Annotated in this window: 20 protein-coding genes; 10 read left to right on the forward strand and 10 right to left on the reverse strand. The window is 61.5% G+C overall.

Annotated features, from left to right (window positions below):
• Positions 1-29 precede the first annotated feature (29 nt).
• The 4 genes from QVF59_RS09640 to fabG are packed head-to-tail and all read left to right on the forward strand — an operon-like array spanning position 30 to position 3,194.
• Positions 30-1,223: a beta-ketoacyl-[acyl-carrier-protein] synthase family protein gene (locus tag QVF59_RS09640; RefSeq protein ID WP_287879236.1), complete on the forward strand. Its 1,194-nt coding sequence runs from the start codon at positions 30-32 to the stop codon at positions 1,221-1,223.
• On the forward strand, positions 1,220-2,014 hold the full coding sequence (locus tag QVF59_RS09645) for a beta-ketoacyl synthase chain length factor (RefSeq protein WP_287879238.1): 795 nt from the start codon (positions 1,220-1,222) through the stop codon (positions 2,012-2,014). The genes QVF59_RS09640 and QVF59_RS09645 overlap by 4 nt, the downstream gene beginning before the upstream one ends.
• Complete coding sequence (locus QVF59_RS09650) at positions 2,011-2,466, forward strand: hotdog family protein (RefSeq protein WP_159875256.1); 456 nt, start codon at positions 2,011-2,013, stop codon at positions 2,464-2,466. Before QVF59_RS09645 ends, QVF59_RS09650 begins: the two co-directional genes overlap by 4 nt.
• A gap of 8 nt (positions 2,467-2,474) precedes the next feature.
• Positions 2,475-3,194, forward strand: coding sequence for a 3-oxoacyl-ACP reductase FabG (fabG, locus tag QVF59_RS09655; protein WP_287879240.1), 720 nt, complete (start codon positions 2,475-2,477; stop codon positions 3,192-3,194).
• 61 nt (positions 3,195-3,255) lie between these two features.
• On the opposite strand, the gene QVF59_RS09660 is transcribed toward fabG, so the two are convergent.
• Genes QVF59_RS09660 through QVF59_RS09670 form a run of 3 tightly spaced genes read right to left on the reverse strand, consistent with a single transcriptional unit; the run spans position 3,256 to position 5,294 of the window.
• Positions 3,256-3,762 carry a 3-hydroxyacyl-ACP dehydratase FabZ family protein gene (locus QVF59_RS09660; RefSeq protein ID WP_159875258.1) on the reverse strand — a complete coding sequence of 169 codons (507 nt, stop codon included), beginning with the start codon at positions 3,760-3,762 and terminating at the stop codon, positions 3,256-3,258.
• Entirely contained in the window at positions 3,759-5,015 is a 1,257-nt protein-coding gene (locus QVF59_RS09665; protein WP_287879242.1) for a beta-ketoacyl-[acyl-carrier-protein] synthase family protein, read from the reverse strand. Before QVF59_RS09665 ends, QVF59_RS09660 begins: the two co-directional genes overlap by 4 nt.
• A complete protein-coding gene (locus QVF59_RS09670) occupies positions 5,016-5,294 on the reverse strand; it encodes an acyl carrier protein (RefSeq protein ID WP_287879243.1) in 279 nt (92 codons plus the stop codon).
• 261 nt (positions 5,295-5,555) lie between these two features.
• Between QVF59_RS09670 and QVF59_RS09675 the strand changes: the two genes are divergently transcribed.
• The 3 genes from QVF59_RS09675 (at position 5,556) to QVF59_RS09685 (ending at position 8,151) form a co-directional block, all read left to right on the forward strand.
• Complete coding sequence (locus QVF59_RS09675; protein WP_159875261.1) at positions 5,556-6,311, forward strand: lysophospholipid acyltransferase family protein; 756 nt, start codon at positions 5,556-5,558, stop codon at positions 6,309-6,311.
• 117 nt (positions 6,312-6,428) lie between these two features.
• Positions 6,429-7,190, forward strand: a complete 762-nt coding sequence (locus tag QVF59_RS09680) for a glycosyltransferase family 2 protein (protein ID WP_287879244.1) — start codon at positions 6,429-6,431, stop codon at positions 7,188-7,190.
• 70 nt (positions 7,191-7,260) lie between these two features.
• On the forward strand, positions 7,261-8,151 hold the full coding sequence (locus QVF59_RS09685; protein ID WP_159875263.1) for a class I SAM-dependent methyltransferase: 891 nt from the start codon (positions 7,261-7,263) through the stop codon (positions 8,149-8,151).
• Here the strand turns inward: QVF59_RS09685 and nfsB are convergent.
• Positions 8,138-8,791: an oxygen-insensitive NAD(P)H nitroreductase gene (gene nfsB / locus QVF59_RS09690; RefSeq protein WP_159875264.1), complete on the reverse strand. Its 654-nt coding sequence runs from the start codon at positions 8,789-8,791 to the stop codon at positions 8,138-8,140. The genes QVF59_RS09685 and nfsB overlap by 14 nt on opposite strands.
• Before the next feature lie 177 nt (positions 8,792-8,968).
• Positions 8,969-12,283 carry an EAL domain-containing protein gene (locus QVF59_RS09695; protein WP_287879245.1) on the reverse strand — a complete coding sequence of 1,105 codons (3,315 nt, stop codon included), beginning with the start codon at positions 12,281-12,283 and terminating at the stop codon, positions 8,969-8,971.
• A 323-nt stretch (positions 12,284-12,606) separates the two neighbouring features.
• On the opposite strand from QVF59_RS09695, the gene QVF59_RS09700 reads away from it, so the two are divergent.
• Entirely contained in the window at positions 12,607-13,629 is a 1,023-nt protein-coding gene (locus QVF59_RS09700) for an adenosine deaminase (protein WP_287879246.1), read from the forward strand.
• Positions 13,630-13,719: 90 nt separating this feature from the next.
• On the opposite strand, the gene QVF59_RS09705 is transcribed toward QVF59_RS09700, so the two are convergent.
• Positions 13,720-14,007, reverse strand: coding sequence for a hypothetical protein (locus tag QVF59_RS09705; RefSeq protein WP_287879248.1), 288 nt, complete (start codon positions 14,005-14,007; stop codon positions 13,720-13,722).
• Between the two features lie 86 nt (positions 14,008-14,093).
• Complete coding sequence (locus QVF59_RS09710) at positions 14,094-15,128, reverse strand: NAD(P)H-dependent flavin oxidoreductase (protein WP_287879250.1); 1,035 nt, start codon at positions 15,126-15,128, stop codon at positions 14,094-14,096.
• Between the two features lie 242 nt (positions 15,129-15,370).
• Between QVF59_RS09710 and QVF59_RS09715 the strand changes: the two genes are divergently transcribed.
• Positions 15,371-18,514, forward strand: coding sequence for a putative bifunctional diguanylate cyclase/phosphodiesterase (locus QVF59_RS09715; RefSeq protein WP_287879252.1), 3,144 nt, complete (start codon positions 15,371-15,373; stop codon positions 18,512-18,514).
• Between the two features lie 15 nt (positions 18,515-18,529).
• Here the strand turns inward: QVF59_RS09715 and QVF59_RS09720 are convergent, their stop codons facing one another.
• From QVF59_RS09720 to QVF59_RS09730, 3 genes are all read right to left on the reverse strand, one after another.
• Complete coding sequence (locus QVF59_RS09720; RefSeq protein ID WP_287879254.1) at positions 18,530-21,736, reverse strand: bifunctional diguanylate cyclase/phosphodiesterase; 3,207 nt, start codon at positions 21,734-21,736, stop codon at positions 18,530-18,532.
• 162 nt (positions 21,737-21,898) lie between these two features.
• Positions 21,899-23,101 carry an ammonium transporter gene (locus QVF59_RS09725; RefSeq protein WP_287879256.1) on the reverse strand — a complete coding sequence of 401 codons (1,203 nt, stop codon included), beginning with the start codon at positions 23,099-23,101 and terminating at the stop codon, positions 21,899-21,901.
• 233 nt (positions 23,102-23,334) lie between these two features.
• Positions 23,335-24,645: an NAD(P)/FAD-dependent oxidoreductase gene (locus QVF59_RS09730; RefSeq protein WP_287879257.1), complete on the reverse strand. Its 1,311-nt coding sequence runs from the start codon at positions 24,643-24,645 to the stop codon at positions 23,335-23,337.
• Positions 24,646-24,827: 182 nt separating this feature from the next.
• Between QVF59_RS09730 and gcvA the strand changes: the two genes are divergently transcribed.
• Positions 24,828-25,733, forward strand: a complete 906-nt coding sequence (gene gcvA / locus QVF59_RS09735) for a transcriptional regulator GcvA (RefSeq protein WP_159875272.1) — start codon at positions 24,828-24,830, stop codon at positions 25,731-25,733.
• Positions 25,734-25,756: the final 23 nt, after the last annotated feature.

Here is a 25,756-nt window from a genome sequence, read left to right on the forward strand (position 1 = left end):
TCCAATTCACGCTGATTATTCCGCCGTCTATGCAAGCTCTCAGACTTAGCGCCTACACCCTGACCACTGCCCTGGGCCGTGGGCAGGCCCCTCATCTTGCCGCGCTGCGCGCGCAGCGGGGTGGCATTGTCAAAAAACGCTGGGAAACGGTGGAGTTTGATGTCTGTGTCGGCGAGGTGGCCGCGCTGGATGAGGTCCGCCTGCCCGCCACGCTGGCCGACTACGATTGCCGCAACAACCGCCTGGCCCTGCTGGGGCTGCAGCAGGATGGCTTTGCCGCGCAGGTGCAGGCAGCCATTGGCTCTTATGGTGCCGACCGCATCGGCGTGTTCATGGGTTCCAGCACCTCCGGCATTCTCAGCACGGAAGTGGCTTATCGCCAGCGCGATCCGCACAGTGGTGCGCTGCCGCCGGATTTGCACTATCGCGAAACCCACAATGCCTATTCGGTGGCGGACTTCGTGCGCAAGTACTTTGCCCTGTCCGGTCCGGCCATGGTGGTGTCCACCGCTTGTTCTTCCAGCGCCAAGGTGTTTGGCACGGCACAGCGCATGCTGGCCGCCGGGCTGATCGACGCGGCCATTGTTGGCGGCGTGGACAGCCTGTGCCTGACCACCATCTATGGGTTTTCTTCGTTGCAGCTGGTGTCGTCCCAGCCCTGTCGTCCGTTTGATGCGGCCCGCGATGGCATTTCCATTGGCGAGGGCGCGGCCTATGTGTTGCTGGAGCGGGGTGATCTGGCTCGCCCCGGCGACATCATCCTGACTGGCGTGGGGGAAAGCAGCGATGCCTATCACATGTCCTCGCCACACCCAGAAGGCCGCGGCGCGCACATGGCCATGCAGCAGGCCTTGCAGATGTCCGGCCTGCAGCCGGCAGACATCGGCTACATCAATCTGCACGGGACGGCCACGCCCAGCAACGATGCGGCCGAAGGCGCGGCAGTGCTGGCGCTGTTTGGCAAAGACACGCCATGCAGCTCCACCAAGGGCCACACCGGCCATACCCTGGGTGCTGCCGGTGGCATTGAAGCCATTTTCAGTGCGCTGGCTTTGCGTGAAGGGCTGTTGCCCGGCGGTGTCGGTACCAGCCAGACCGACACGGCCTTGCCGTGCAACTACCTGCTGCACAATGTGGAGCAGCCCTTGCAGCATGTGTTGAGCAACTCTTTTGGTTTTGGCGGCAGCAATTGCAGTCTGGTTTTTTCGCGGGTGGATGCATGAGTACAGCAATGATTTATCTGGATGGCTTGAGTGTACTGGGGCCTGGCCTGCCAGACTGGGGCACGGCAGCCGCCTGCCTGCGTGGCGAACGGCCCTTTGTCGCGGCCGAGCTTGCCTTGCCCGCAGTGCTGGCCCTGCCGGCCACCGAGCGTCGCCGCGTCGGCACGGCAGTCAAACTGGCTATGGCCACCGGCTTTGCCGCAGTGGCGGATGCCGCTGCTGATGCCGCGCAGCTGGTGAATGTGTTTTCCTCCACCGGCGGTGATTGTGACAACTGCCATAATCTGCTGGAGGTTTTGGCATCGGACGAGCGGCTGATTTCGCCCACCCGCTTTCATAACTCGGTCCACAACGCGCCGGCTGGTTATTGGGGCATTGCCACCGGCTGCACGGCGGCCTCCACCAGCCTGTGTGCCTACGACGCCACCTTTGCTGCCGCGCTGATCGAAACCGCCACCCAGGTGCTGGCCAGCGGCCAGGCTGCGGTGCTGATTGCCTTTGATACCGCCTACCCGGAGCCGCTGTACCGCCAGCGTCCCATTCCCTATCCGATGGGGGTGGGCATGGTGCTTAGTCCACAGCGTACTGCGGCCAGCAAGGCTGCATTACAGCTGGCCTTTACCCGCGATGAGGCCAATGTGATGGCCGATGCCGGGCTGGAAGGGCTGCGCCAGACGATTCCCGCCGCGCGCAGCTTGCCGCTGCTGCAGTTGCTGGCCAGCGGCCAGCCCGGGCGCGTGGTGCTGGAATATCTGGATGACTGCCAGCTGGCGGTGACGGTAAGCGCATGATGGACCGCCAGGCCATTGCCGCACGCATTCCTCATCAGGGCAGCATGTGTCTGCTTGATACCGTGCTGCGCTGGGACGCAGAGGAAATCCTGTGTCAGACCGGCAGCCACCTGCTGGAGAATAATCCGCTGCGTGCGGCTGGGCGGTTAGGCGTGGCCAATGCCATCGAATATGCAGCACAGGCCATGGCGGTACATGGTGCGCTGCTGGCTGGCGATGCCGCTCCGGCGGCTGCTGGTTATCTGGCCAGCGTGCGCGAAACCCGCTGGTATTGCCAGCGATTGGATGAGACCGACGCACCGCTGCTGGTGCATGCGCTGCGCCTGTCCGGCAATGACATCACCGCCATGTACCGGTTCGAGTTGCATGCCGGCGAGCGCCTGCTGGCCAGTGGTCGGCTAGGCGTGGTGCTGAATGCCGCCGCGCTGGCTCCCGCTTCCCCATCTTGCTGAGAATCCGTATGAAACGAGCCTTGATCACCGGTGGCAGTGGTGCCATCGGTGCCGCCATCAGCCAGCGACTGGCTGCTGATGGTTTTCACGTCATCATCCACGCCAATAGCAATCTGGCCGCCGCACAGGCGCTGAGTCAGCAACTGGCAGAGCAGGGTTTCAGCGCCGAGGCCGTGCAGTTTGACGTTGCCGATGCCGCCACCAGCGCTGTCGAACTGGAAAAGATCCTGGAACAAGGCCCGGTACAGGTGCTGGTGAATAATGCCGGGATTCATGACGATGCGGTGTTCCCGGGCATGCAGGCGGCGCAATGGCACCGGGTGATCGATGTGTCCCTGCACGGTTTCTTCAATGTCACCCAGCCTTTGACCATGCCGATGATTCGCACCCGCTGGGGACGCATCATCAATATCACTTCGGTGGCGGCGCTGGCCGGCAACCGGGGCCAGACCAACTATGCCGCGGCCAAGAGCGCCCTGCATGGTGCCACCAAATCGCTGGCGCTGGAGCTGGCCAGCCGTGGCATTACCGTGAATGCAGTGGCACCGGGCATCATTGAATCAGCCATGAGCAAGGATGTGTTTGACAAGGACATGGTGGCGCAGATGGTGCCGATGAAGCGGACAGGCAAGCCGGAAGAAGTAGCCAGCCTGGTGGCCTTTCTGGCCTCGGAGCAGGCAGCCTATATTACCGGCCAGGTGATTTCCATCAACGGCGGCATGCTGTAACAGCCTGCCGGATAGCGGGCGGCTGCACCGGCTGCGGCTTTACCGTTCAGGGTCTTGCTGTTTACACCGCCGTCGCCGCCGTGCCGCTGCTCAGCAACTGGGTGCGCGGGGCATAGGCCAGCGCGATTTCCAGCTTGGCCACTTCAACAGCCTCCACCTTTACCACGGCGCTTACCTGCACCAGCAAGGGCGCGACCTGACGGCACTGGATGAAGAACTCCACCGCCGACTCGGGCAGCACCGGCTGCTTGAACCAGCAATTACGTACGGCAGCCAGTACCCCGATCGAATCCTCTGGCAGGGTTTTTACATACGGGTCGCCAGCCAACAGGCCGGCCCCGGCAAACTGTGCCATCGATTCGATCAGCATCACGCCGGGGACAATCGGCAGGCCTGGGAAGTGGCCCTGGATGATGGCATTGTCCTGCGGCCAGCGGGCGATGCCGTGAAACTGGTGCGGCCCCTCGATACACAGGGTTTCACACACGAAAATGGCACCACGGTGTGGCAGCAGCGCGGCCATGTCGGCACGCTGCAACTGCATGGGGTAGTGGTAGGGCTGGCTCATGCCGGGTACCGCTTTGCCACCAGCGAGACATTGCTGCCGCCAAAGGCAAAGGAGTTGGACATGATGGCTTGCACATCACAGCCATGGCGTGCCGTCAGCGGGATGTAGTCCAGGTCGCAGCGCGGGTCCGGCACTTCCAGCGTGGCCGTGGGGGGCAAGGAGCCGCTGCGCATCGCCATCACCGCCAGTGCAAATTCCAGAATGCCACTGGCCCCTATCAGATGGCCGTGCATGGACTTGGTGGAGCTGATGGCAAGCCGGCTTTCGTCCTTGCTGCCAAACACGGTGCGGATGGATTCGGTTTCCACCACATCGCCGGTTTCCGTGGCCGTGCCGTGGGCATTCAGGTACTGGATGTCGGCAGGCTGCAGGCCGGCATCGTCCAGCGCCTGCTGCATGGCATATACCTGCTCTGCGCTGGAAGGCGCGGTCAGATGCGCGGCATCGCTGCTGCAGCCATAGCCGCACAGCTCGCCCAGCGCTGCTTGCTGACGGGCTTCTGCCCGCGCGGCACTTTCCAGCACGATGGCAGCTCCACCTTCACCCAGTACAAATCCACTGCGGTCTTGCGAGAAGGGTCGGCAGCTGCGGGCGGGGTCGGTTTCCTGTGGTTTGGCCATTACGCGCAGCGCATTCCACGCCAGCATGGAACCTGAGGTGAGCATGGCTTCGCAACCGACTACCACGGCAGCATCCAGATAGCCGTCGCGAATGGCGCGGAAGGCTTCGCCAATGGCAACGGCAGAGGACGCGCAGGCTACGGAGTAGGTGTTGCTGGGGCCCTTGAAACCGTAGTGCATGGAAATGGCCGCTGCTGCTGCATTGGCCATCATGCGTGGTACTGACAGCGGGTGCACCATCACCGGATTACGCTTGCCATCGCTATGCACGGCATTCTGAAAACGCTGGTACAGGGCGTCCAGAGTGTGGGCACCCCCAAAGCCGATGCCGACAAACACCCCGATGCGACGGGCCTCTGCCGGCTGTGCGGCAAGGGCAGCCTGCGCAATGGCTTCGGCTGCTGCGGCCAGTGCAAATTGGCTGGCCCGGTCAAGACCGGCATATTTGCTGTCCAGCATGGGTAGCGGTTCGCCTGCGGCAGGGGCCAGCAGTACATTGGGCAGCCATTTGGCAATGTCTGCCGGTGCGGGGCTGATGGCGCAATGTCCTGCCAGCGCCTGGGCGAAGCTGGTTGGCAGGTCCGTCCCCAGCGGGCTGATGGCCCCCATGCCGGTAATCAGTACCTTGGCCAATTATTTGTCCGCCTCGAGTCGCAGGTCTGGCAGCTCGCCGCCATTGTGTGCCCGGATGGCAGCCTCGATGTCGGCCAGCATGTCGCGGAAGCTCATTTTCGGGTAGCGGGTGGGGTCGGGCAGCTGGAAACCGCAGCGGTCTTCAATTTCAAACAGCATTTCCACCATGTCCAGCGAATCCAGTCCCAACTCTGCCACCTGCAGGGCAGGGTTGGTGAACAGGGCCGGGTCTTTGCCTTTGGTATTGATCAGATAGTTTTTGATGATTTCTTCTAGCATATGCTTTCAATCCCGAGCGTTGCAGGCACCAAAATGGCGAGATTATATAGTAAAATCATTACCCCGGTTTGACTTGACTCCTTCAGTGTGCAAGCGCCTTTCAAGGCTGTTTTCATGAGGTTTGATATTGAATGCCTGTTGGAAATCAATGCGGGCCGGCGCTTGTGCCGTGATAGATTTCCGCTGTGGACATTCTGTATCAGGCTCCTGATTTGCCCGTCCTGTAATTCAAGCCCTGTCATTTGAAGGTAAAGTGGAATAATGCCGTACCGCTGTTTACGCCTGGGCCAGATCATACTGTTCTACCTGATGCTGTTGTGGCTGGGCTCCATGCTATTGCTGGGCAATATTGCCGTGCTGCCCTTGCTGCTGGCACCGCGCCGCCTGCGTGAGCCGCTGGTGCAACTGGCCATCAGCCGCATCTGCCGTTGTTTTCTGGCCGGTGCTGCCGCCTGCAGGCTGATGCAGCTGGATCTGCGCCAGCTGGATCAACTGGATGGCCGTCGCCAGATGCTACTGATTGCCAATCATCCCAGCATGATCGACGCATTTCTGGTGTTTTCCCGCCTGCCGCATGTGGTGTGCCTGATGAAGGCCAGTATCAGCTCCAACCTGTTTCTGGGTGCCGGGGCCTACCTGGCCGGTTTTGTGTCCAATCGTCATCCTGAACATATGTTCCGTGCTGCCATCAAGGCGGTGCGTCAGGGGCGGGTGCTGATGATATTTCCGGAGGGTACCCGCACCACGCGCCAGCCGGTGAATGATATTGGCGGCTCGGTGGCATTGATTGCCAAGAAGGCTGCGGCACCATTGCAAACAATTCTGATTACAACCAATTCGCCCTATTTGAGTAAAGGGTGGAGAATATGGCGCCCGCCGCAATTTCCTCTGATATATCGGGCTATTCCGGGACAGCAATTCGAGGCATCTTCCTGTCGAGATGAAACTGCGCGCCGCATTCAGCAGTATTTTGAATCCAGCCTGCAGCAATCAATTGATCCCGAGCTGCATTTGTAATGATTTTCCGGCCTGGCTGCCAGTGGTTGACCATGCGGCTTGCCATCGGCTAATGTCCTGCCGGATTAACCCTATATGACTTGTCCCCCCAGGGCAGGCACTGTCCCGCGATTTGCCATGACGACATCTTCTTCCACCCATGTGGTGCTGATTCCCAGTTACAACCCCGGCCCCAAGGTATATGACACTGTGCGTGCTGCGCGTCAGCAGTGGTCTCCGGTATGGGTGATCGTGGACGGCAGCGACGATGGCTCGGCAGAAGGCTTGCAGCAGATGGCAGCCACTGACGCTGGCCTGCAGGTATTCGTGCTGCCGTACAACAGTGGCAAGGGTGCCGCTGTGCTGCACGGGCTGGATCAGGCCAGCCGTCTGGGCTTTAGCCATGTGCTGTGCATGGATTCGGATGGCCAGCATCCGGCGGCGCAGATTCCCGCCTTCATGGCGGCCTCGCAGCAGCAGCCGCAGGCCATGGTACTGGGCTTGCCGGTGTTCGATGCCAGCGCGCCCAGCCTGCGGGTAAAGGGCCGCAAGATTTCCAACTGGTGGGCCAATCTGGAAACCCTGTGGATGGGCATTGGCGATTCGCTGTTCGGCTTCCGGGTGTATCCGGTGGAGCCACTGCGCCGCATCATGCAGCGCCAGCACTGGATGCGGCGCTTCGACTTCGACCCCGAAGCCGTGGTGCGGCTGTGCTGGGCAGGTGTGCAGCCGGTGAATGTGCCGTCGCCGGTGAAATACTTCCAGGCCGACGAGGGCGGCGTATCACACTTCAATTACTGGCGTGACAACCGCCTGCTTACCTGGATGCATATCCGGCTGATGTTCGGCTTTGCCCTGCGCCTGCCGCTGCTGCTGTTGCGAAAGCTGCGCCGTGGCTGAGGCTGGCATGCTGACTGCTGGTCTGGGGATGGATGGTCCGGGCGTGGATTGCAGGAAACCGGGCTGAACCATGTCCGCATCCCTGATGATGACCCATCTGCTGCTGGAGCAGCTGCGGCGCAATCCTCTGCCGCGCATCCCTGAGCCCGCTGCGGTGATGGCGGATGCCGAGCAGGTATCTGCCTTCATGGATAGTGGCCGCCGCGATGGCGTGCTGCATTACATCTACCTGTTTCATGCCCTGATGTCCTTGCCGCAAATCCGGCCCGGCGATGTGGTGCTGGACTTGGCCTGTGGCCCGGCCAACCAGTTGCTGCAGATGGCCCGTCTACACCCGGACAGCCGCTTTGTCGGTCTGGATGCTTCGCCGGCCATGTTGCAACTGGCTGCAGACAACCTGCGCGCGGCCGGGGTGAGCAATGTCAGCCTGCAACAGGGGGATATTACCGTGCTGGACGGTTTTGCCGACTGTGCGGTGGATGTGGCGCTGTGTACCATGTCGCTGCATCACCTGCCCGATGTCAGCACGCTGCAGCAAACGCTGGGTCAGGTGCGGCGCATTCTGCAGCCCGATGGCGGGGTGTATCTGGCGGATTTTGGCCGGCTCAAGCGCCGGGCCACCCAGCATTACTTTGCCCATGACCGCAGCGAGATGCAGTCGGTGCAGTTTACCGCCGACTTTCTCAATTCTATGCAGGCGGCCTTCAGCCTGGCCGAGCTGCAGCAGGCGGCACACGCGCTGGGCATGACGCTGGACAGCTACCACACCGCGCTGGCTCCCTTCATGGTGGTATTGCGCGGGCCGGCACGTCGTGAAATCGATGCTGGCGTGCGGCAGCGCGCACTGGCTGCTTACCGGCAGCTGGGCCGGGGCGAGCAGCGCGACCTGCACAATCTGCTGCGCTGGTTCCGCCCCGGTGGCCTGAGTTTGCCGGCAGGCTTGCTGCTTACAAACGGGTGATGACGCTGTCGGCCGGCAGGCGCGATTTGGGCAGCTTGGCGTTGAAGTCGCTGTCGCTGCGATAACCCAGCGCCACGATGACGGCGCTGGTATAGCCCATGGCGCGCAGGCCCAGCTCTTCATCCAGTACTTTCTGGTCGAAACCTTCGATCGGGCAGGCATCAATCTGCATGGCTGCCGCCCCCAGCAACAGCGTGCCTACCGCCAGGTACACCTGCTTTTCCATCCAGTGGTGGGCATCACGCAATTCAAAACGATGCATGTTGACGAAGTGCGAGCGGCCACGATGCTGCCCGGCGCGTGCTTCCTCATTGGCAAAGCGCCCGTCTGCCGCTTCCTGTTGCAGCAGCGTTTCCAGATGCTTGTCATCGATGCTGGCGCGGCTGCAGAACACCACCACATGCGAGGCATTCAGCACCTTGGCTTCATTGAAGGCATAGCCGCCACTGGTGGCTTTGGCGATACGGGCCTTGCCTTCGGCGCTGCCCGCCACAAAAAAGTGCCAGGGCTGGGAGTTGGTGGAGGAGGGGCTGAAGCGCAGCAGGGTTTCAATCTGGGCTAGCTGATCGGCACTTAGTTGGCGGCTGGGGTCGAAAGCCTTGGTGGTGTAACGGGTTTGGACCAGGTCGGCAATATTCATGGCGGTTTCCTTGGGAGTCAGGGATGGAATGCCGCTCATTATTGCTGAAGGTCTGTTGCCGTATAAGGTTGGCAGTCAGAAAGCAGTTTCTGTTTTATTTTGAAAATACTGGTAGATCTATGTGTATTCTCGCCTGGAAGTGGTGAATGTTGCTTGATCTGGTCTGCAGGCAGTGGTTCAGCTTTCCAGCAGCATCTGTTCCACCAGCCAGTCGGTCAGCCGCTGGCTGGCTGCGGCATGGTCGGCCTGCTGATGGCAGGCGGCGTGCCATTGCAGGGCATTGACACTGGCTGCGGGCTGACGCAGCAAAAAATGCTGTAGCGGGCAATGTTCCAGTGCTTGTTTGCTGTGTGCGTGCGAGGGTTGGGTATACAGCCAGTGCTGTGCCAGCGCCCCCAGATAGCTGGTGATGGCTCCGTCAGCCGGCGGCAGCTGGAACTGCTGCTGCCAGCGGATGAAGTCCTGTTGCGCCATGGGGCGGGCCAGGCTGTAGCCCTGGCCCAGGGTTGCGCCCAGGATGCAGGCGGCTTCCTGCATGCCGCGATCTTCCAGGCCTTCCACCACCACCTGGCGTTCCAGATCCTGCCCCAGCTGCAGGATGGCGCGGATCAGTGCCAGGCTGGTCAGCGGTGTCTTGCGCAGGTTCAGCGTCAGGCTCTGGTCGATCTTGATGGTGTCAAACGGCAGTGTGCTCAGCCGTTGCAGGCTGCTGTAGCCCGAGCCCAGATCGTCCATCGCCAGCTTGATGCCGGTATGGCGCAAGCGTTCGATGGCGCGGTCCTGGGCTTGCGGCGCAATGTCTTCGGTTTCCAGCAACTCCAGGCTGAGCCGGTGGGGGGCCACGCCGTGGTGGACCAGCGCATCAGCCACCCACTGCGGACAGTCTTCATCCTGCAGCGTGCTGGGGGCGATATTGAGCGAAATGTCGATCTGCAGGCCATGCTGGTCCAGTTCGGCCAGCTGGCTCAGCGCCTTGTCCAGGCCAAGGCGGAACAGGTGATCCAGGTCGGCATCGCCCAGCAGGGGCAGGAAGACGCCCGGGCTGACAATCTGGCCATCGGCCTGCAGCAGGCGTGCCAGCGCTTCTACCTTGACCACCTTGCCGCTCTTGAGATCGACCAGCGGTTGCAGATACATGGTGAGGCCGCCGGCAAACAAGCGCTCGCGCAGGGCAATGGCCAGGTTTTGCTGGATGGCGGCTGCCGGTTTGGTGCTGGCCGCCAGCATCAGCTCCCAGCGGTGCTGCTGTCCTTGGGCAAATTGCTGCATGCTGGCTGATTCGAACTGATTGGGATAGGCACCGAACAGGCTGATGACCGCCACGGTCAGTCCTTCCGGATTGCGTACCGGGATGCTCATGGCGGCGCGGATATGCACGGCCCCGGCTTGCTGATGCCAGGTGGCGTAGCGCTGGTCCTGGCCGTAGGACGCGCTGCTGCAGATGCGCCCGCTGCGCCAGGCCACGGCAGTCAGTCCCTGGCCGCGTGCGGATGCCGGGTCGACCACCGCTTCGGAGCCTGGCAGCTGCAGGCGGTTTGCCACCAGCTCGCCCAGTGGGCCACGGCTGTTTTCCGGTACGAACACGCCGTTGGACATCAGCCGCATCAGCAACACCGCCTGCATGCCGGGCAGTTTGCCCAGCTGTTCCAGCTCGCTGCTGACCGCATCGGCCCACAGGGTGCCATGGTGGGGCATGGGCAGGGATACGCTTTCCAGATACTGGCTTTGCACTTGGGCCCCGGCTTCCAGTTGGGCATGCAGCTGATCCTGCAGACGTCTATCCACGATTTCCAGCAGGCGGTAGCGCTGGCGGATGGGTAGCAGGGCAAGGTTAAGCTGTTCGCTGAAAGTGCGACGGAACAATTCCACACTTTGTACCAGCATCACCGGCGTGACACCGACCAGGCTGTGAATGTAGCCCAACTGGTGGCTGTGCTGGTTGATCTGCTCGGCCTGCATGTCAGGCGACAGGATCTGCAGCAGAAACTGGCGGTGCTGGTGTTCCAGCCTTTCCTGTTCTACCAGACCCAGGCTCGCCAGAATGGCCAGCTCTGCCCGTTCCGGATGCTCCTGGCCGTAAAAGCGCTGGATATAGGTGTCGGTTGCCGTCTGGATCAGGCGGCCGGATTTGCGCAGCAGGCGGGTGGCTTCGTCCCCGTATACCTCGAAATGGCTGCTTTCTTCCTGTGGGTAGCCGGCTTCTTCAGACACCATGCGCCACCAGCGCCGACGGCCTGATTTGTTCTGCTTGGCCTGGTACATGGCGGCATCGGCCTGGCGCATCAGTGCATCCGGTTCGATACCATCGTGCGGAAACAGCGACAGCCCCACGGTCATGCCGACTTCTGCTTCGATGCCATTTCCCAGCCGGAACGGCGACTCCACTGCCTGGTGCAGGCGCTTGAGCGCGGCTTCCAGTTGCGGCAGGGCGTCTTCTTCCGGCAGGTCTTCCATCACTACCACGAACTCATCCCCACCCAGCCGGGCAACAAAATCGGTCTGGCGCAGCAGGCATTGCAGCCGCTGTGCCAGTTCCTGCAGCAAGAGGTCACCAGCCTGGTGTCCCCAGGTATCGTTGACCGGTTTGAAGTCGTCCAGATCTATCATGCAGACCGCTACCAGCTTATCCCGGCGCTGGGCACGCGCTAGCGCCGCAGCCAGATGGCTGGTGAGCGAAAAACGGTTGGGCAGGCTGGTAAGCCAGTCGTGATGGGCGGCGTTGACGATCAGCGCTTCGCTGTTCTTGCGTTCGGTAATGTCCTGATTGGTGCCGATGGCGCGCAGGGCAGTACCCTGTTGATTGCGGGTTACCACCTTGCCGGTACAGCGTATCCATACCCAGGCTCCCACCGCGTTGCGGTAGCGGAATTCTTCCTGAAAGCGTGCCTGCTTGCCGCTTAGCACCGCCATGCTGGCCTGGTAGACGCGCTGGTAGTCGTCCGGATGTACGGCGGCCAGCATGCTGGTAGCCCGGATTTGCTGGGCGGTGGCCGGATAGCCCAGCATGCGCGCCCAGCGTGCGTCCACGCTGGCGCTATCCTGCAGGATGTCCATATCCCATAGCGACAGCTGTGAGGCGTCCAGTGCCAGTGACAATTGCTCGTTGGCCTGTTGCAGTGCCAGTTCGGTAGCCTTGCGGTCGGCAATGTCGGTGTAGGACAGCACATAGCCTTCGGTTTTCCCTGCCGTATTGCACAGGGCGCTGCAATGCAGCATGGCGGTAATGCTGCGCCCGTCACGGGCAATGCGGCGCACTTCACCCTGGAAGGGGTGGTCTGGCCTGATGTCGCCGGCGATGTCCTGATGACAGACACCATCGCTGGCATCCAGTGGAATGATCAGCTTGATGGATTGCCCCACCAGTTCGTGCAAGGGGTAAGCGAACAGGTTGCAGAAGGCCGGATTGGCATAGGCGATGCAACTCTCGGCATCGAGAATGGCAAAGGCTTGCGACGTCTGCTGCAGAGCCTGCTGGAAGTTGGGCACGTTCATGATGAGTTCCTGCCGCCGCGCACATGGCCTGTGGCTGAGGGCAAGTTTCTGTGGCGGCCTCTGGCCTGGTTCTGGGGTGCTGCCTGCTGATTTTACCCCAAACCAGGATGGCTCCAGCGTGCATTCGGCAGCAAAGCTGCGGTAAAGCCGTGGATATTTGTCCGTACACGGGATGCCGCCGCGCATTTTGCTGCCATATCGTCGCTAAATGGTGACAAACGGGGCTTCTGCCCATGCCCGGCAATGGTTATCATGCTGCTTTTGCTCGATATGAAGCGACAGGCCCTGCCTGCCGTCTGACCGGGCTCCCGCCAGGAAATACCATGAGTCAAGCCCATGCTGCGCTGATTGCCGCCTTGCCCAAAGCCGAGCTGCACCTGCATATCGAAGGAAGCCTGGAGCCGGAAATGATGTTCCGGCTGGCCGAGCGCAACGGCATCAGCCTGCCCTATCCCACGGTGGAAGCGGTGCGTGCCGCTTATGCTTTCGATAATCTGCAATCCTTCCTCGACCTCTACTACGCCGGTGCCGGCGTGTTGCAGACCGAGCAGGACTTTTACGATCTGACCTGGGCCTACTTGCTGCGCTGTCGAGACGACAAGGTAGTGCACACCGAGATTTTCTTTGATCCGCAAACCCATACCGAGCGCGGCATTGCCTTTGGCACGGCATACCAGGGTATCCGCCGGGCACTGGATGATGCCCGTGCACAGCTGGGCATCAGCTCGCGGCTGATCATGTCCTTTTTGCGCCACCTGAGCGAAGAAGACGGTTTTGCCGTGCTGGAGCAGGCGCGTCCCTATCTGGCCGGGATTGACGGTTTCGGTCTGGATTCCAGCGAGGTGGGCCACCCGCCGGCCAAGTTTGCCCGCCTGTTTGCCGCCTGTCATCAACTGGGCCTGCCCTGCGTGGCCCATGCCGGCGAGGAAGGCCCGCCGGCCTATGTCTGGGAGGCGCTGGACCTGCTCAAGGTATGCCGCATCGACCACGGGGTGCGGGCGCTGGAAGATGCCGCCCTGGTGGCACGACTGGTGGCCAGCCGCATGCCGCTGACGGTATGCCCGTATTCCAATATCAAGCTGCGCGTGTTCGACCAACTGAAAGATCACAATCTGCGCCAGCTGCTGCAGGCGGGTTTGTGTGCCACGGTGAACTCGGATGACCCGGCCTATTTTGGTGGTTATGTGCAGGAAAACTATCTGGGCTGCGCGCGAGAACTGGGCCTGAGCAAGGCCGAGATCGTCCAGCTGTGCCAGAACGGCTTTGAAGCCAGCTGGCTGGCCCCGGAGGAAAAGGCGCACTGGCTGGCAGAGTGCACCCGCATTGCCGCCGGTTTTGCCGACTGAGACAGATCTTGTGCCAGCCATGCGCCATGCTTGTGGATGGTGCGGCAGCATAAAAAGCCCCGGACTGCGGGGCTTTTTGCTTTGGTATTTTTACTGTTGTGGCGGCGGCTGATCTGGCCGGGCCGCCAGCTTGCCGTGAAAATCAACGCAGCGCGCCGGGATACTTTGACCATGCAGCTGGATCACCACCTTGTCACCCGGATGCTTGCCGCCACAGGCAGCAAAGGCTTCCGGTGGCGGCTGATGGCCTTCGTGCGGCTGGCCTTGAGGTGGCGGCATATCGCCGTCGGCAGGTGGTGGCGGGCGGTCATCGGCACTGGCGATACCCGCCAGCAGTAGCCCGCACAGCAGCAGGGCAGGGTAATGGATGTGTGGCATCGGTCGGGACTCCGGAGAATGGTTACAGGACAAGACTAGCAAGCCTTGGCCTGGGTATTGCCGGGGTTTACCGCGTTTTGCAGTGGCTATGCCTGCCCGGCCAGCTGACGTGTCAGCTGTGCTGCCGGAATGGCATGGCAGCCGCTGGCGTTCTGGCCGCACCACAGCGGGCTGAAATCATCGCGGCCTTGTGCTTCTGCCGCAGCACGCAAGGGGGCGAGTGCGGCCGATGCCAGCGGAAAGGCGGGAGCTGCCGGATGGCGCGGTCCCAGCTCACGCATCAGCCGGTTGACGATGCCGCGTGCCGGTCTGCCGCTGTACAGCGTGGTGAGCGCTGTATGTGCCGCGCGCGACCCGGCCAGTGCCGTCCGGTGCAGCGGGCTGGTATCGGCCTCATCGCATAGCAGATAGGCCGTTCCCACCTGTACCCCGGCTGCGCCCAAGCGCATGGCGGCGGCAATCCCGGCGGCATCGGCAATGCCACCGGCGGCAATCACCGGCAGTGTTACTGCGGCCACCACTTGCGGTAGAAGGGCAAAGCTGCCCAGCTGGGTGTCCAGATCAAGATCAAGAAACATGCCGCGATGTCCGCCGGCCTCCAGCCCCTGCGCGATGATGGCATCGGCTCCATTGGCTGCCAGCCAGCGCGCCTCGGCCACGGTGGTGGCGGAGGACAGCACCTTGCAGCCGGCAGCCTTCACCTGCTGCAGCAGGGCGGGGGCGGGCAGGCCGAAGTGGAAGCTGACTACTGCCGGGCGGTAGTGGCTGACCAGATCGGCCATTTCCTGATTGAAGGGCAGGCGTTGCACACCACCTGCCGCGACGGCGGCGATGCCTTCCTGCTGGTAATAGGGCTGCAGCAGCGCCTGCCAGCCGGCCAGGCGGGCCGGGTCGTCTGCTGGCGGCTGATGGCAGAAGAAGTTGAGGTTATAAGGTTTCTTGCCCAGTACTTGCAGCGTTTGCAACTCGGCTTGCAACTGCGTACTGGACAGCATGGCGGCGGGTAGTGATCCCAGTGCGCCGGCTTCGCTCACGGCAATGGCGAGCCGGCTGCCCTGCACGCCGGCCATCGGGGCCTGAATGATGGGGAAGGGGATGTCCAGCCATTGCGTCAGCGTCATGTCCTGTCCTTGTGATGTCGGGATGAAGCAGCAGCATAGGCCAGTTCCAGCCTGCTGAACATGTTGTTGGCAGCGCTGGCCGGGGTGGTCGTATTGTGTAGCGTTGCCGCTACCTATGCGTATTTTGATGATGAATTATCTGATTCTGACTGTGAAATCACTGTTTTTGCGCCATAATCAGGCAGCCATGCCCGTCCCGCTCGCTATCAGGGCAAATACGATAATAAAGGGCTGATAAAGCCATGCTGACCGTCAAGAGCAAACTGCTGCTGCTCTCCCGTTATTACTGGCTGATCCTGCTGGTGTTCATTGCCGTTGTTGTCAGCTTCGTGCTGTATGTCCGGGCGGAGAAGGCCATTGACCGGGCCAACGAGGCCCGGCATGCATCGATTTTGCTGGCAGGCGAGTTGCGGCAGTCCAGCGACGATCTCACCCGCATGGTGCGCACCTATGTGGTGACGGGCAATCCGCTCTATCAGCAGCATTACCGCGAAATCCTGGCTATCCGCGATGGCAAGGCTCCCCGACCAGTCGATTACCAGAGCAGCTACTGGGACCTGGTATTGGGAGACGATCGCCGCCCACAGCTTTCCGCCCCGGCCCCCTCCTTGCTGCAACGCATGCGTGATGCTGGTTTTACCGCGGCTGAAATGGCCATGCTGGCCACAGCCAAGGCCAATTCCGATGCCCTGACCCGTACCGAGTGGGCGGCCATGCGGCTGGTGGCAGCCAATCCGCCTTTTGGCTCACCGCCACGGCAGCAAGCAATCCTGATGTTGCACGATGCCGCTTATCACCGTGCCAAGGCCGGTATCATGCAGCCGATTGCCCTTTTCAATCACATGTCCGCGCAGCGCACGGCACAGGCGGTACATGATGCCGAGCGCTATGCCCTGCAACTGCGCTGCCTGTTCATTGCCCTTGTCCTGTTGCTGATTCCGCTGTTGTGGGGTTTGCGGCGCAATCTGTATGGCATTCTCGGTGCCACGGTGAGCGAGCTGCATGCCAGCCTTGTCCGGTTGGGCAGCGGTGACTTTTCGCCCCCGGCATCCTTGTCGGCCTCCGCCGGTAACAGCATCATGGGCTGGCTGGCCGAGACCTGGCGCAAGCTGCAGCGGCTGGATGCAGAACGCCAGCTGGCGGATGCGCGCAACCAGCGCCTGACCGGGCTTTACAATGCCCTGAGCCAGTGCAACCAAGCCATTGTCCGCAGCCGTGACGAGCGCGAGCTGTTCGAGCAGATCTGCCAGGCGGCGGTCATCCATGGTGGCATGAAGATGGTATGGGTCGGGCTGCTGGATGAGGAAGCCAGACATATCCGGCCGCTGTGTGCGTTTGGCAACGGCACGGAATACCTGTCCGACCTGCCGCTGGCGACCGACGAGGACAATCCGCTCAGCCATGGTCCCACCGGACGGGCCGTGCTGACCGGCATGGTGCAGTGGTGTCAGGACTTCCGTCACGATCCCACCACCGCCCCCTGGCATGCTCGCGCCGAACAATATGGCTGGGGTTCCTCGGCTTCACTGCCTTTGCAGCGTGAGGGACGCATTATTGGTGCGCTGACCTTGTACAGTGCGGAAGCACATGCTTTCGATCTGGCCGCGCGCAAGCTGATCGAAGAAATGGTGATGGACGTGGATTATGCACTGGACAGCTTCCAGCGCGAGCAAGCCCGGCAGCAAGCCAGTTCTGCCTTGCAGCAGAGTGAGCAGCGCCTGCGCACCATTATTGAAACCGAGCCGGAATGCATCAAGGTGGTGGGTCGGGACGGCCAGCTGCTGGAGATGAACCATGCCGGCATGAACATGCTGGAAGTGGACAACCTGCAGCAGGTGCAGCAGCTGGGCTTGTTGCACTTCATCCGTCCGGAATACCACGCAGCCTTTAAACAGCTGCACCGGGATGTCATGGATGGCCAGAGCCGGACCCTGGAGTTTGAAATCACCGGGCTGCATGGCAGCCGGCGCTGGCTGGAAACCCATGCGGCCCCGATGCGGGCAGAGGACGGCAACATCAGCATGCAGCTGGCCATTACCCGCGACATCACCCAGCGCAAGCAGAACGAGCAGCACATCCGTTACCTGGCCCATTACGATGTACTGACCGGCCTGCCCAATCGCGTGATGCTGGAAGAACAGAGCCAGCAGGCGTTGCAGCAACTTGCCAGCAAGCAGGCCGCATTGGCGCTGATGTTTCTCGATCTGGATCACTTCAAGGACATCAACGACTCGTTGGGCCACAGCGTGGGCGATGCCCTGCTGGTGCGGCTGGCGGCACGGCTGCGTGTGGTGATGCCCGAAGGCGCGCTGATATCCCGGCTGGGTGGGGACGAGTTCATCCTGCTGCTGCCTGATGCCGGTGCCACCGAGGCCGAACAGCTGGCACGCAAGCTGCTGGAAGATATTGCCCGTCCCTGCCGGGTGGATCCTTACGATCTGAACGTGTCGGCCTCCATTGGCATTGCAATATATCCCGATGATGGCCAGGACCTGGAAACCCTCTCACGCCGCGCCGACGCCGCCATGTATCTGGCCAAGAAGGCCGGCCGCAGCTGCTACCGTTTCTACACTGCGGCCATTCAGGAAAAAGCCACGCGCCACCTGTTGCTGGTGAATGCGTTGCGCATGGCACTGGAACAGCAGCAATTCAGCATCCACTACCAGCCGCAGCTGGCGATGGAGGATGGCCGCCTGCTTGGTGCCGAGGCACTGCTGCGCTGGACTCACCCCGAACTGGGCAGCATTTCCCCGGGTGAGTTCATTCCGGTCGCTGAGGACTGCGGGCTGATCCTGCCATTGGGCGAGTGGGTATTGCGTCAGGCGGTACGCCAGGCAAGGCAGTGGCGTGATCAGGGATTGGAACTGGTGATGGCGGTCAACCTGTCGGCAGTGCAATTCCGTCAGACCGATCTGCCGACGCTGGTGGCACGTATTCTGCAGGAAGAAGGCTTGCCGGCCAGTTGCCTGGAACTGGAGCTGACCGAAGGCGTGGCCATGTACGACCCACAACAGGCCATCGCCGTGATGAATGCCTTGTATGAACAGGGCATACGCATGTCTATCGATGATTTTGGCACCGGATATTCTTCGCTCAACCTGCTCAAGCAGTTCCGGGTGTACAAACTGAAAATCGACCAGTCCTTTGTGCGCGATATCGTTACCGATCCGGAAGACCGCGCCCTGGTGGCCGCCATCATCCACATGGCAGACAGCCTGGGCCTGCTTACCATTGCCGAAGGCGTGGAAACTGCAGAACAGCTGGAGTTGCTGCGTACGCATGGCTGCAAGGAACTGCAAGGCTATCTGTTCAGCCGTCCGCTGCCGGCTGCCGAATTCAGCCGTTATGCGCGTTTACACCAGGCTGCCGAGCCGATAACCGGCTGACATCTGCAGCATGGCTCAGCCATCTGCCGCACTGGCTTGGGCAGCATAAGGCTGTGATTGCGCCAGCCAGCCAGGCAACTGACTGGCCGGCATTGCCTTGCTGAACAGGTAGCCCTGCACGGCCAGACAACCTTGCGCCACCATGAAGTCGTATTGACCGCTGGTTTCCACCCCTTCGGCAATTACTGCCAGGCCCAGGCTTTGTCCCAGGGCGATCACCGCCTTGCAGATGGCGGCATCATTGCTGTTCTCCAGTACATCCCGTACAAAGCTGCGGTCTATCTTCACCTGGTCCAGCGGCAGTTGCTTGAGGTAGGACAGTGATGAGTAGCCGGTGCCAAAGTCGTCCAGGGCAAAGCTGATGCCCAGCGCGCGCAGGCTGTCCATTTTGCAGGCCGCATCGTTCAGCTTCATCAGCAGCAGGCTTTCGGTGATTTCCAGTTTCAGCAGTGCCGGGTTGGCACCGCTTTCCCGCAACAAACGGCTGACCCGGGCGACAAAGTCGGTTTGGTGGAACTGGCGGGCGCTGACATTCACGGCAATGCTCAGTTGCGCGGTGGCCGGGTGGTGTGCCCACTCGGCCAGCTGGATACAGGCTTGTTGCAGCACCCAGTGGTCGATGGCGAGAATCAGGTTGCTCTGTTCTGCCAGTGCGATGAAGGCCCCTGGCAGCATCAGCCCGTGTTGCGGGCTATGCCAGCGCAGCAGGGCCTCCACGCTGCGGCAGGGCTGGGCATGGTGGATTTGCGGCTGGTAGTACAGGCTGAATTCACCTTGTTCCAGCGCCTGGTGCAGCTCGGTCTCCAGCCGGGTGCGGGCGTTGATTTCCGCTTGCATCACCGGGTCGAAGAAACGCAGGGTATTACGCCCGGCCGACTTGGCCTGGTACATCGCCAGATCAGCCTGCTTGAGAATGTCCTCGCTGCTGCCGTTTTCGTCGGCAAACAGGGCAATGCCCAGGCTGGAGCTGCCACGATAGTCGTGGCCACACAGCTGGTAGGGCTGGTGTAGTGCAGCCAGAATCTTGCGGCCTACGGTTTCAGCCTCGCGCATGGCCTGATCGCGCTGTGTTCCCAGGTTTTCCAGCATGACGATGAACTCATCCCCGCCCAGCCGGGCGACGGTATCGCCGGTACGCAGGCAGCGCAGCAGGCGGCTGGCAACTTCCTGCAGCAGGATGTCGCCGATATCGTGGCCCATGGTGTCGTTCAGCGACTTGAAATTGTCCAGGTCCAGGAATAGCAGTGCACCGTATTCCTGCTGGCGGCGGGCGGCATCCAGCGCATGTTGCAACCGGTCTTGCAGCAGGCGGCGGTTGGGCAGGTGGGTGAGGGCATCGTAGAAGGCCAGGGTCTGGATTTCATCGGCAGCGGCCTTGCGCTCGGTAATGTCCTGGAAAATAGCCACGTAATGGCTGGTTTGCCCGGCGCTGTCCCTGACTGCGGTGATGGTGAGCCATTCCGGAAATACTTCACCGTTGCGGCGTGCATTCCAGATTTCCCCCTGCCAGGCACCCTTGTCCAGCAGGGATTGCCACAGTTGCTGATAAAAGGCGGCCGGATGGCGATGCGAACTGAGCACGGCAGGGGTCTTGCCCACCACATCCGCGCTGTCATAGCCGGTGATCTGGCAGAACGAGGGATTGACCCGCAGGATGATGCCGCCCGGATCGGTCACCATGATGCCTTCCTGGGTGAGAAAGGTGGTGGCGGCAATGCGCAGCTCCGCCTCCATGCGCTTATGGCGGCTGATATCGGCGATAAAACCGTACCACAGCACATCGTGACCATCCTGTTCCGGCATGGCATCCACCAGCAGCCATTTGATCTGGCCATCCGGCAGGCAGATGCGATATTCGGTACGCCATTGGGTCAGCGTGGCCGCCGAGTGCTGTAGGGCATCAAAAAAGCTGTCGCGGTCCTCGGGGTGAACCAGTTCGCGGATGGCATCGGCACTTTGGCTGACAGCTTCAGGCCGAATGCCGTAAATGTCGTAAAACGCTTCGCTGGCAAAGGGAAAGCAACCGTGGCCATCGGCAAATAGCCGGTACTGGAAAACCACGCCGGGAATCTGCGACACGATCTTGCGCAGCAGCTGGTTGGCGGCATGTTCGGCTGCTTTGTCTTCTTCACGCTGGATGCGCTCGAGCAGACCGTTGAAGGACGCCGCCAGCAGGCCGACCTCATCGGCCCGGCTTACCGGCAAGGCTTGTCTGGGCAATTCGCCATCGCCCATGCGCGTCAGCAACTGGGTAGCTTCGCTGAGTGGCAGTAATTGACGGCGCAGCCACCACCAGCTCAGGCCACCAGCCAGCAGCGTTAGCAGCAAGGTCAGGCCAAACAGCTGGCGCTGCAGGGTGCGAATGGGGGCAAAGGCTTCTTCTGCCGGTAGTACCGACTGCATCAGCCAGCCGGTGGACTTGATCTGTACGCTGGAGGACAGCTCCAGTACCCCGCGTGAACTCATGGCCACACCAGAGCCTTCTTCGCCATTGATATAGCGGTCGTATACCGGGTTGACGCCAGGCGGTGGGCCGGGATTGAGCAGGCGCTGCTTGTCCGACGACATGATGTAGCGGCGGCTTTGCGGCGAGGTGATGAAAAAGCTGCCAGTGACACCATATCTGGCCGAGCTGATGTCATCCAGGAAATTGGGCTGTGCCAGATTGGTCACGCCCATGATCATGCCCACCATTTCGCCTTTGTCATCCAGCAGCGGTTCCAGCATGGAAATCACCGGCTTGCCGGTGTGCAGCCCTTGCATGGGCTCGGTGATATGGCGCCCACCTTGCCGCATGGCTTGTTGGAAGAATGCGCGGTCAGCATAGGAACGACCATTGCGGCCCAGGCTCTCGGGTATGCTGGCTTTCACCATGCCGTTTTTGTCCAGCACCATCACGCCCCAGTTGAACATCATCAGCAAAATGGGGCGGCGCAGCAGTTCGGGCTGGATGGCTGCGGTGCTTAGCGGTTTGTTCTTGAACTGCTCGGTGAGAGACTGCAGCGCCAGTACGCGCTCCCTGACCGAGCGGTCCACTTCGCGTGCGGCCAGTGACACGGTGGAAAACTGCTGGGCCGAGATGGTGGCTTCCATCTGCTGGCGCAGACTGTGGCTGATCAGCAAGGTGGCCAGCCATAGGGTGACGACCAGTGCCAGCAGCATGCCAAGGGTAATGCGGGTGCGCAGGGAGCTCCTGCCATGTGGGGGAAGTTGCGTGCTCATGATTCCGGTTGCTGCCTGCGGGTGATGCTTGTTGTCAGCATAGCGGAGGCCATGCGCGCTGTGTGTCCTCTTGTCAGACAAAACCGACAAAGTCTGAGGCGGATCAAGCTTATGACAAGCTGGGCGAGCCTGCGCACCAGGCCCGACCAGCGCAGGATGGAATTACCAGTTGGTTTCGCGGTCCGGCGTAGCGGTGATCTGGTGGATGGTCAGGTCGGCACCGTTGAATTCTTCTTCTTCATCCAGGCGGATGCCCACGGTCTTGCGCAGCAGTGCATACACGGCATAGCCACCGCCAAAGCCGATGGCAATGCCGGCAACCGTACCCAGCAACTGGGACACCAGGCTGACACCACCCAGCCCGCCCAGTGCGCTCTGGCCAAAAATACCGGCGGCAACGCCGCCCCAGGCACCACAGATGCCATGCAGCGGCCATACCCCTAGCACATCATCAATTTTCCAGCGGTTCTGGGTCTGGGTAAACAGCCAGACAAACATGCCGCCGGCCACCAGGCCCACTACCAGCGCACCCAGCGGATGCATGATGTCCGAACCGGCGCACACCGCCACCAGGCCGGCCAGCGGGCCGTTGTGAATGAAGCCGGGGTCGTTCTTGCCTGCCCACATGGCGCTGAGGGTGCCGCCCACCATGGCCATCAGCGAGTTGATGGCCACCAGGCCGGAAATGCCGTCCAGACGCTGGGCGCTCATCACATTGAAGCCGAACCAGCCAACAATCAGAATCCACGCGCCCAGCGCCAGAAACGGAATGGAAGAGGGCGGATGGGCGGAGATGCGGCCTTCCTTGCTGTAACGGCCACGACGTGCACCCAGGTTGAGCACGGCAGCCAGGCCGATCCAGCCGCCCACCGCATGCACTACCACCGAACCGGCAAAGTCATGGAAGGGCTGGCCGAAACTGTGGCTCAGCCAGTCCTGTACGCCGTAATGGTTGTTCCAGGCAATGCCTTCGAAAAAGGGATATACCAGCCCCACCAGCAAAAAGGTGGCAGCCGACTGCGGGTGGAATTTGGCGCGCTCGGCAATGCCGCCCGACACAATGGCCGGAATGGCCGCGGCAAAGGTCAGCAGGAAGAAGAACTTTACCAGCTCGTAGCCGTGGTGCTCGGCGATATGGCGGGCATCACCCAGGAAGTTGACGCCGTAGGCCACGGTATAGCCGACAAAGAAGTAGGCAATAGCAGAGACGGCAAAGTCGGTGAGAATCTTCACCAGGGCATTGACCTGGTTTTTCTTGCGCACGGTGCCCAGTTCCAGAAAGGCGAATCCAGCGTGCATGGCCAGAATCATGATGGCCCCGAGCAGCAGAAACAGTACGTCTGATGGCGAGTTGGCAGTTGGCATGGCGAGTCCCGTTGTTGTCGGCTTTTGTTGCCTCCTTAAAGCAAGCGCAGTGCCAGCTGGGGCAAGATCGCACCAGCTTGGGCTGTTCGTGCACGAAAATGGCCGCAGTCAGCCCGTTTTTGGGGAGATGCAGTGCGGGCTGTGGTGATGCAAAACGGTGCGCATGCACCAAAACGGGGTTTGCATTGTGTTTTGTGCTGCTGTTTGGTGCATGGTGCTTGCTGCCATCGGTATCAGTGCAGCTTGACCTGTGGCTGGGTACGCCGGCTGAGCAGGCGTCCGGCGGCTGTCAGCAGGGTGGGGAGCCAGCCAAACAGGCTCAGTTGGTGTCGGTGATACAGCGACAGATACATCAGCCGGGCAAACTGGCCGTGGACAAACAGGCTGCGGCGCGACAGTGCACTCATCAGACTGCCCACCGTGCTGTAGCGGCCCAGCGAAATCAGCGATCCCAGATCACGGTAATGAAATGCCCGCAACGGCTTTCCCGCCAGCAGGCAGCGGACATTGTGGAACAGCAGATCCGCCTGCTGGCTGGCAGCCTGCGCGCGTGGCGGCACCCAGCCCTGGCGGTCCGGGCAGGCGGCGCAGTCGCCCAGGGCAAATACGTTTTCATCCAGCGTGGTCTGCAGCGTGGGGCGAACCAGTAGCTGATTAAGGCGATTGCTTTCCAGCCCTGCCAGTCCGGCCAGAAATGCCGGAGCCTGCACCCCGGCGGCCCAGACTACCAGTTCCGACGCAATGCACTGGCCGCTGGCGGTATGCACTGCACCATCCCTGACTACACTGACGCGCTCGCCACACAGCACCCGCACCTGCATTTCCTGCAATTGGCGCTGCGCCTTGGCGGCAATGGCAGGCGGCAGGGCCGGCAGGATGCGCGGTCCGGCCTCGATCAGGGTGAGGCGGATGTCACGATCCGGATTGATGTTTTCCCGGCCATGCGCCACCAGCTCGCGCGTGGTGTTACGCAGCTCGGCCGCCAGCTCCACCCCGGTGGCTCCGGCCCCGATGATGGTGAGCTGCAGCTGCTCGGGCCGCAGAGGGCCTGGCTGCAGGCTGGCACGGATGCAGGCGTTCACCAGTTGGCGGTGGAAGCGGCTGGCATCATCCGGGGTGTTAAGGCAGATCGCATGTTCGGCCACGCCGGGCGTGCCGAAGTCATTGGTGGCACTGCCTACGGCCAGCACCAGGATGTCGTAGTCCAGCTGTCTGGCCGGAATCAGCGGCTGGCCCTGTTCATCCGCCGTGGCAGCGATATGGATGCGGCGTTGCTGGCGGTCCAGATCCTGCATGCGGCCCAGACAAAAGCGGAAACCGTGGCGTTTGGCCTGGGCCAGGTAGTCCAGCGCTTCCCGGTGCGGGTTCATGCTGCCGGCAGCAATTTCGTGTAGCAGCGGTTTCCAGATGTGGGTGCGTGCGGCATCCACCAGCGTGATGTCCAGGCGCTTATCCTTACGCGCCAGGCGTCCCAGGCGGCTGGCCAGTGCCAGGCCACCGGCACCGCCTCCGACAATGACGATTTTTTTGCTGTGCTGTAGCATTTGCTGCTCCCTTGCCAGTGCCTGGCTGTTGCTTCCATTCATGCACCAAGTTGTGATATGGACAGACTGGCAATGCTGGCGTGATGGTTGGATAGGTAATGAATGCAGGCTACTTTGCCTGTGCCATTGCGCCAGTCGCAAACGATATAAATTCAGCACATTGTGAGTTTGAGGAAGAATGTATGCGGAAACGACTACCCGGTATCGAGGCGCTGCAGGCGCTGGAGTGCGCCGCTCGCCACCAGAGCTTTACGCGTGCCGCCGAGGAACTGGCACTTACCCAGAGCGCGGTGTGCAAGCAGATTGCCCAACTGGAGGACATGCTGGGGGTGGCCTTGTTTCACCGTATCAAGCGTCGGGTGAGCTTGACCGAAGCCGGGCGGGTGTATGCACGTGGCGTGCGCGACTGCCTGGCACGGCTGGAGCGGCACACCCTGTCGCTGATGGCGCATCAGGGCTCGGACGGGGTCATCGAACTGGCTGCCGTGCCCACTTTTGCCACTCGCTGGCTGATACCGCGCCTGCCACAGTTCTATCAGCAGCACCCGCACGTTACGGTCAATATCACCACCCGTTCCGATCCCTTTATCTTTACCGATACCGGCTTTGACGCCTGCATCCATTTCGGCAATGGCGTATGGCCCGGTGCCGAGGCGGACTGGTTGTTTGGCGAGGAGATGATTCCGGTATGCAGCCCGCAGCTGCTTGCCTCCGACGCTGTGGCACCGGCACAGCTGGCCGCCTGCCGTTTGCTGCATCTGTCAGCCCGGCACGATGCCTGGCAACGATGGTTTGTCACAGCCGGAGTGGATAATCCACAAGCGATGGTGGGCGCGCGCTACGAGCTGTTTTCCATGCTGGTGGAAGCCGCTCGCGCCGGCATGGGCGTGGCGCTGGTGCCACGTTTTCTGGTGCAGCAGGAAATCAGCAGCGGCAATCTGGTTACGCCGTGCGAACTGCCTTTGCCCAGCGACAATGCCTACTATCTGGTCTATCCGCCCGATCGGGTAGAGTCACCACCGCATCAGGCTTTTGCCGGCTGGCTGTTGCAGCAGGCTGCAAGCTATCGCGAAAGTCTGGTTCGCTAGGAAATTTCTGTTAAAAAATAAGG

This window comes from Aquitalea sp., assembly GCF_030150775.1.
Lineage (GTDB): Bacteria > Pseudomonadota > Gammaproteobacteria > Burkholderiales > Chromobacteriaceae > Aquitalea > Aquitalea denitrificans.

What these genes read in the sequence shown, in the direction of transcription:
- QVF59_RS09640 (WP_287879236.1), top strand. Translation starts at nt 30, where the DNA reads ATGCAAGCTCTCAGACTTAGCGCCTACACCCTGACCACTGCCCTGGGC.
- QVF59_RS09645 (WP_287879238.1), top strand. Translation starts at nt 1,220, where the DNA reads ATGAGTACAGCAATGATTTATCTGGATGGCTTGAGTGTACTGGGGCCT.
- QVF59_RS09650 (WP_159875256.1), top strand. Translation starts at nt 2,011, where the DNA reads ATGATGGACCGCCAGGCCATTGCCGCACGCATTCCTCATCAGGGCAGC.
- fabG (WP_287879240.1), top strand. Translation starts at nt 2,475, where the DNA reads ATGAAACGAGCCTTGATCACCGGTGGCAGTGGTGCCATCGGTGCCGCC.
- QVF59_RS09660 (WP_159875258.1), bottom strand. Translation starts at nt 3,762, where the DNA reads ATGAGCCAGCCCTACCACTACCCCATGCAGTTGCAGCGTGCCGACATG.
- QVF59_RS09670 (WP_287879243.1), bottom strand. Translation starts at nt 5,294, where the DNA reads ATGCTAGAAGAAATCATCAAAAACTATCTGATCAATACCAAAGGCAAA.
- QVF59_RS09675 (WP_159875261.1), top strand. Translation starts at nt 5,556, where the DNA reads ATGCCGTACCGCTGTTTACGCCTGGGCCAGATCATACTGTTCTACCTG.
- QVF59_RS09680 (WP_287879244.1), top strand. Translation starts at nt 6,429, where the DNA reads ATGACGACATCTTCTTCCACCCATGTGGTGCTGATTCCCAGTTACAAC.
- QVF59_RS09685 (WP_159875263.1), top strand. Translation starts at nt 7,261, where the DNA reads ATGTCCGCATCCCTGATGATGACCCATCTGCTGCTGGAGCAGCTGCGG.
- nfsB (WP_159875264.1), bottom strand. Translation starts at nt 8,791, where the DNA reads ATGAATATTGCCGACCTGGTCCAAACCCGTTACACCACCAAGGCTTTC.
- QVF59_RS09695 (WP_287879245.1), bottom strand. Translation starts at nt 12,283, where the DNA reads ATGAACGTGCCCAACTTCCAGCAGGCTCTGCAGCAGACGTCGCAAGCC.
- QVF59_RS09700 (WP_287879246.1), top strand. Translation starts at nt 12,607, where the DNA reads ATGAGTCAAGCCCATGCTGCGCTGATTGCCGCCTTGCCCAAAGCCGAG.
- QVF59_RS09705 (WP_287879248.1), bottom strand. Translation starts at nt 14,007, where the DNA reads ATGCCACACATCCATTACCCTGCCCTGCTGCTGTGCGGGCTACTGCTG.
- QVF59_RS09710 (WP_287879250.1), bottom strand. Translation starts at nt 15,128, where the DNA reads ATGACGCTGACGCAATGGCTGGACATCCCCTTCCCCATCATTCAGGCC.
- QVF59_RS09715 (WP_287879252.1), top strand. Translation starts at nt 15,371, where the DNA reads ATGCTGACCGTCAAGAGCAAACTGCTGCTGCTCTCCCGTTATTACTGG.
- QVF59_RS09720 (WP_287879254.1), bottom strand. Translation starts at nt 21,736, where the DNA reads ATGAGCACGCAACTTCCCCCACATGGCAGGAGCTCCCTGCGCACCCGC.
- QVF59_RS09725 (WP_287879256.1), bottom strand. Translation starts at nt 23,101, where the DNA reads ATGCCAACTGCCAACTCGCCATCAGACGTACTGTTTCTGCTGCTCGGG.
- QVF59_RS09730 (WP_287879257.1), bottom strand. Translation starts at nt 24,645, where the DNA reads ATGCTACAGCACAGCAAAAAAATCGTCATTGTCGGAGGCGGTGCCGGT.
- gcvA (WP_159875272.1), top strand. Translation starts at nt 24,828, where the DNA reads ATGCGGAAACGACTACCCGGTATCGAGGCGCTGCAGGCGCTGGAGTGC.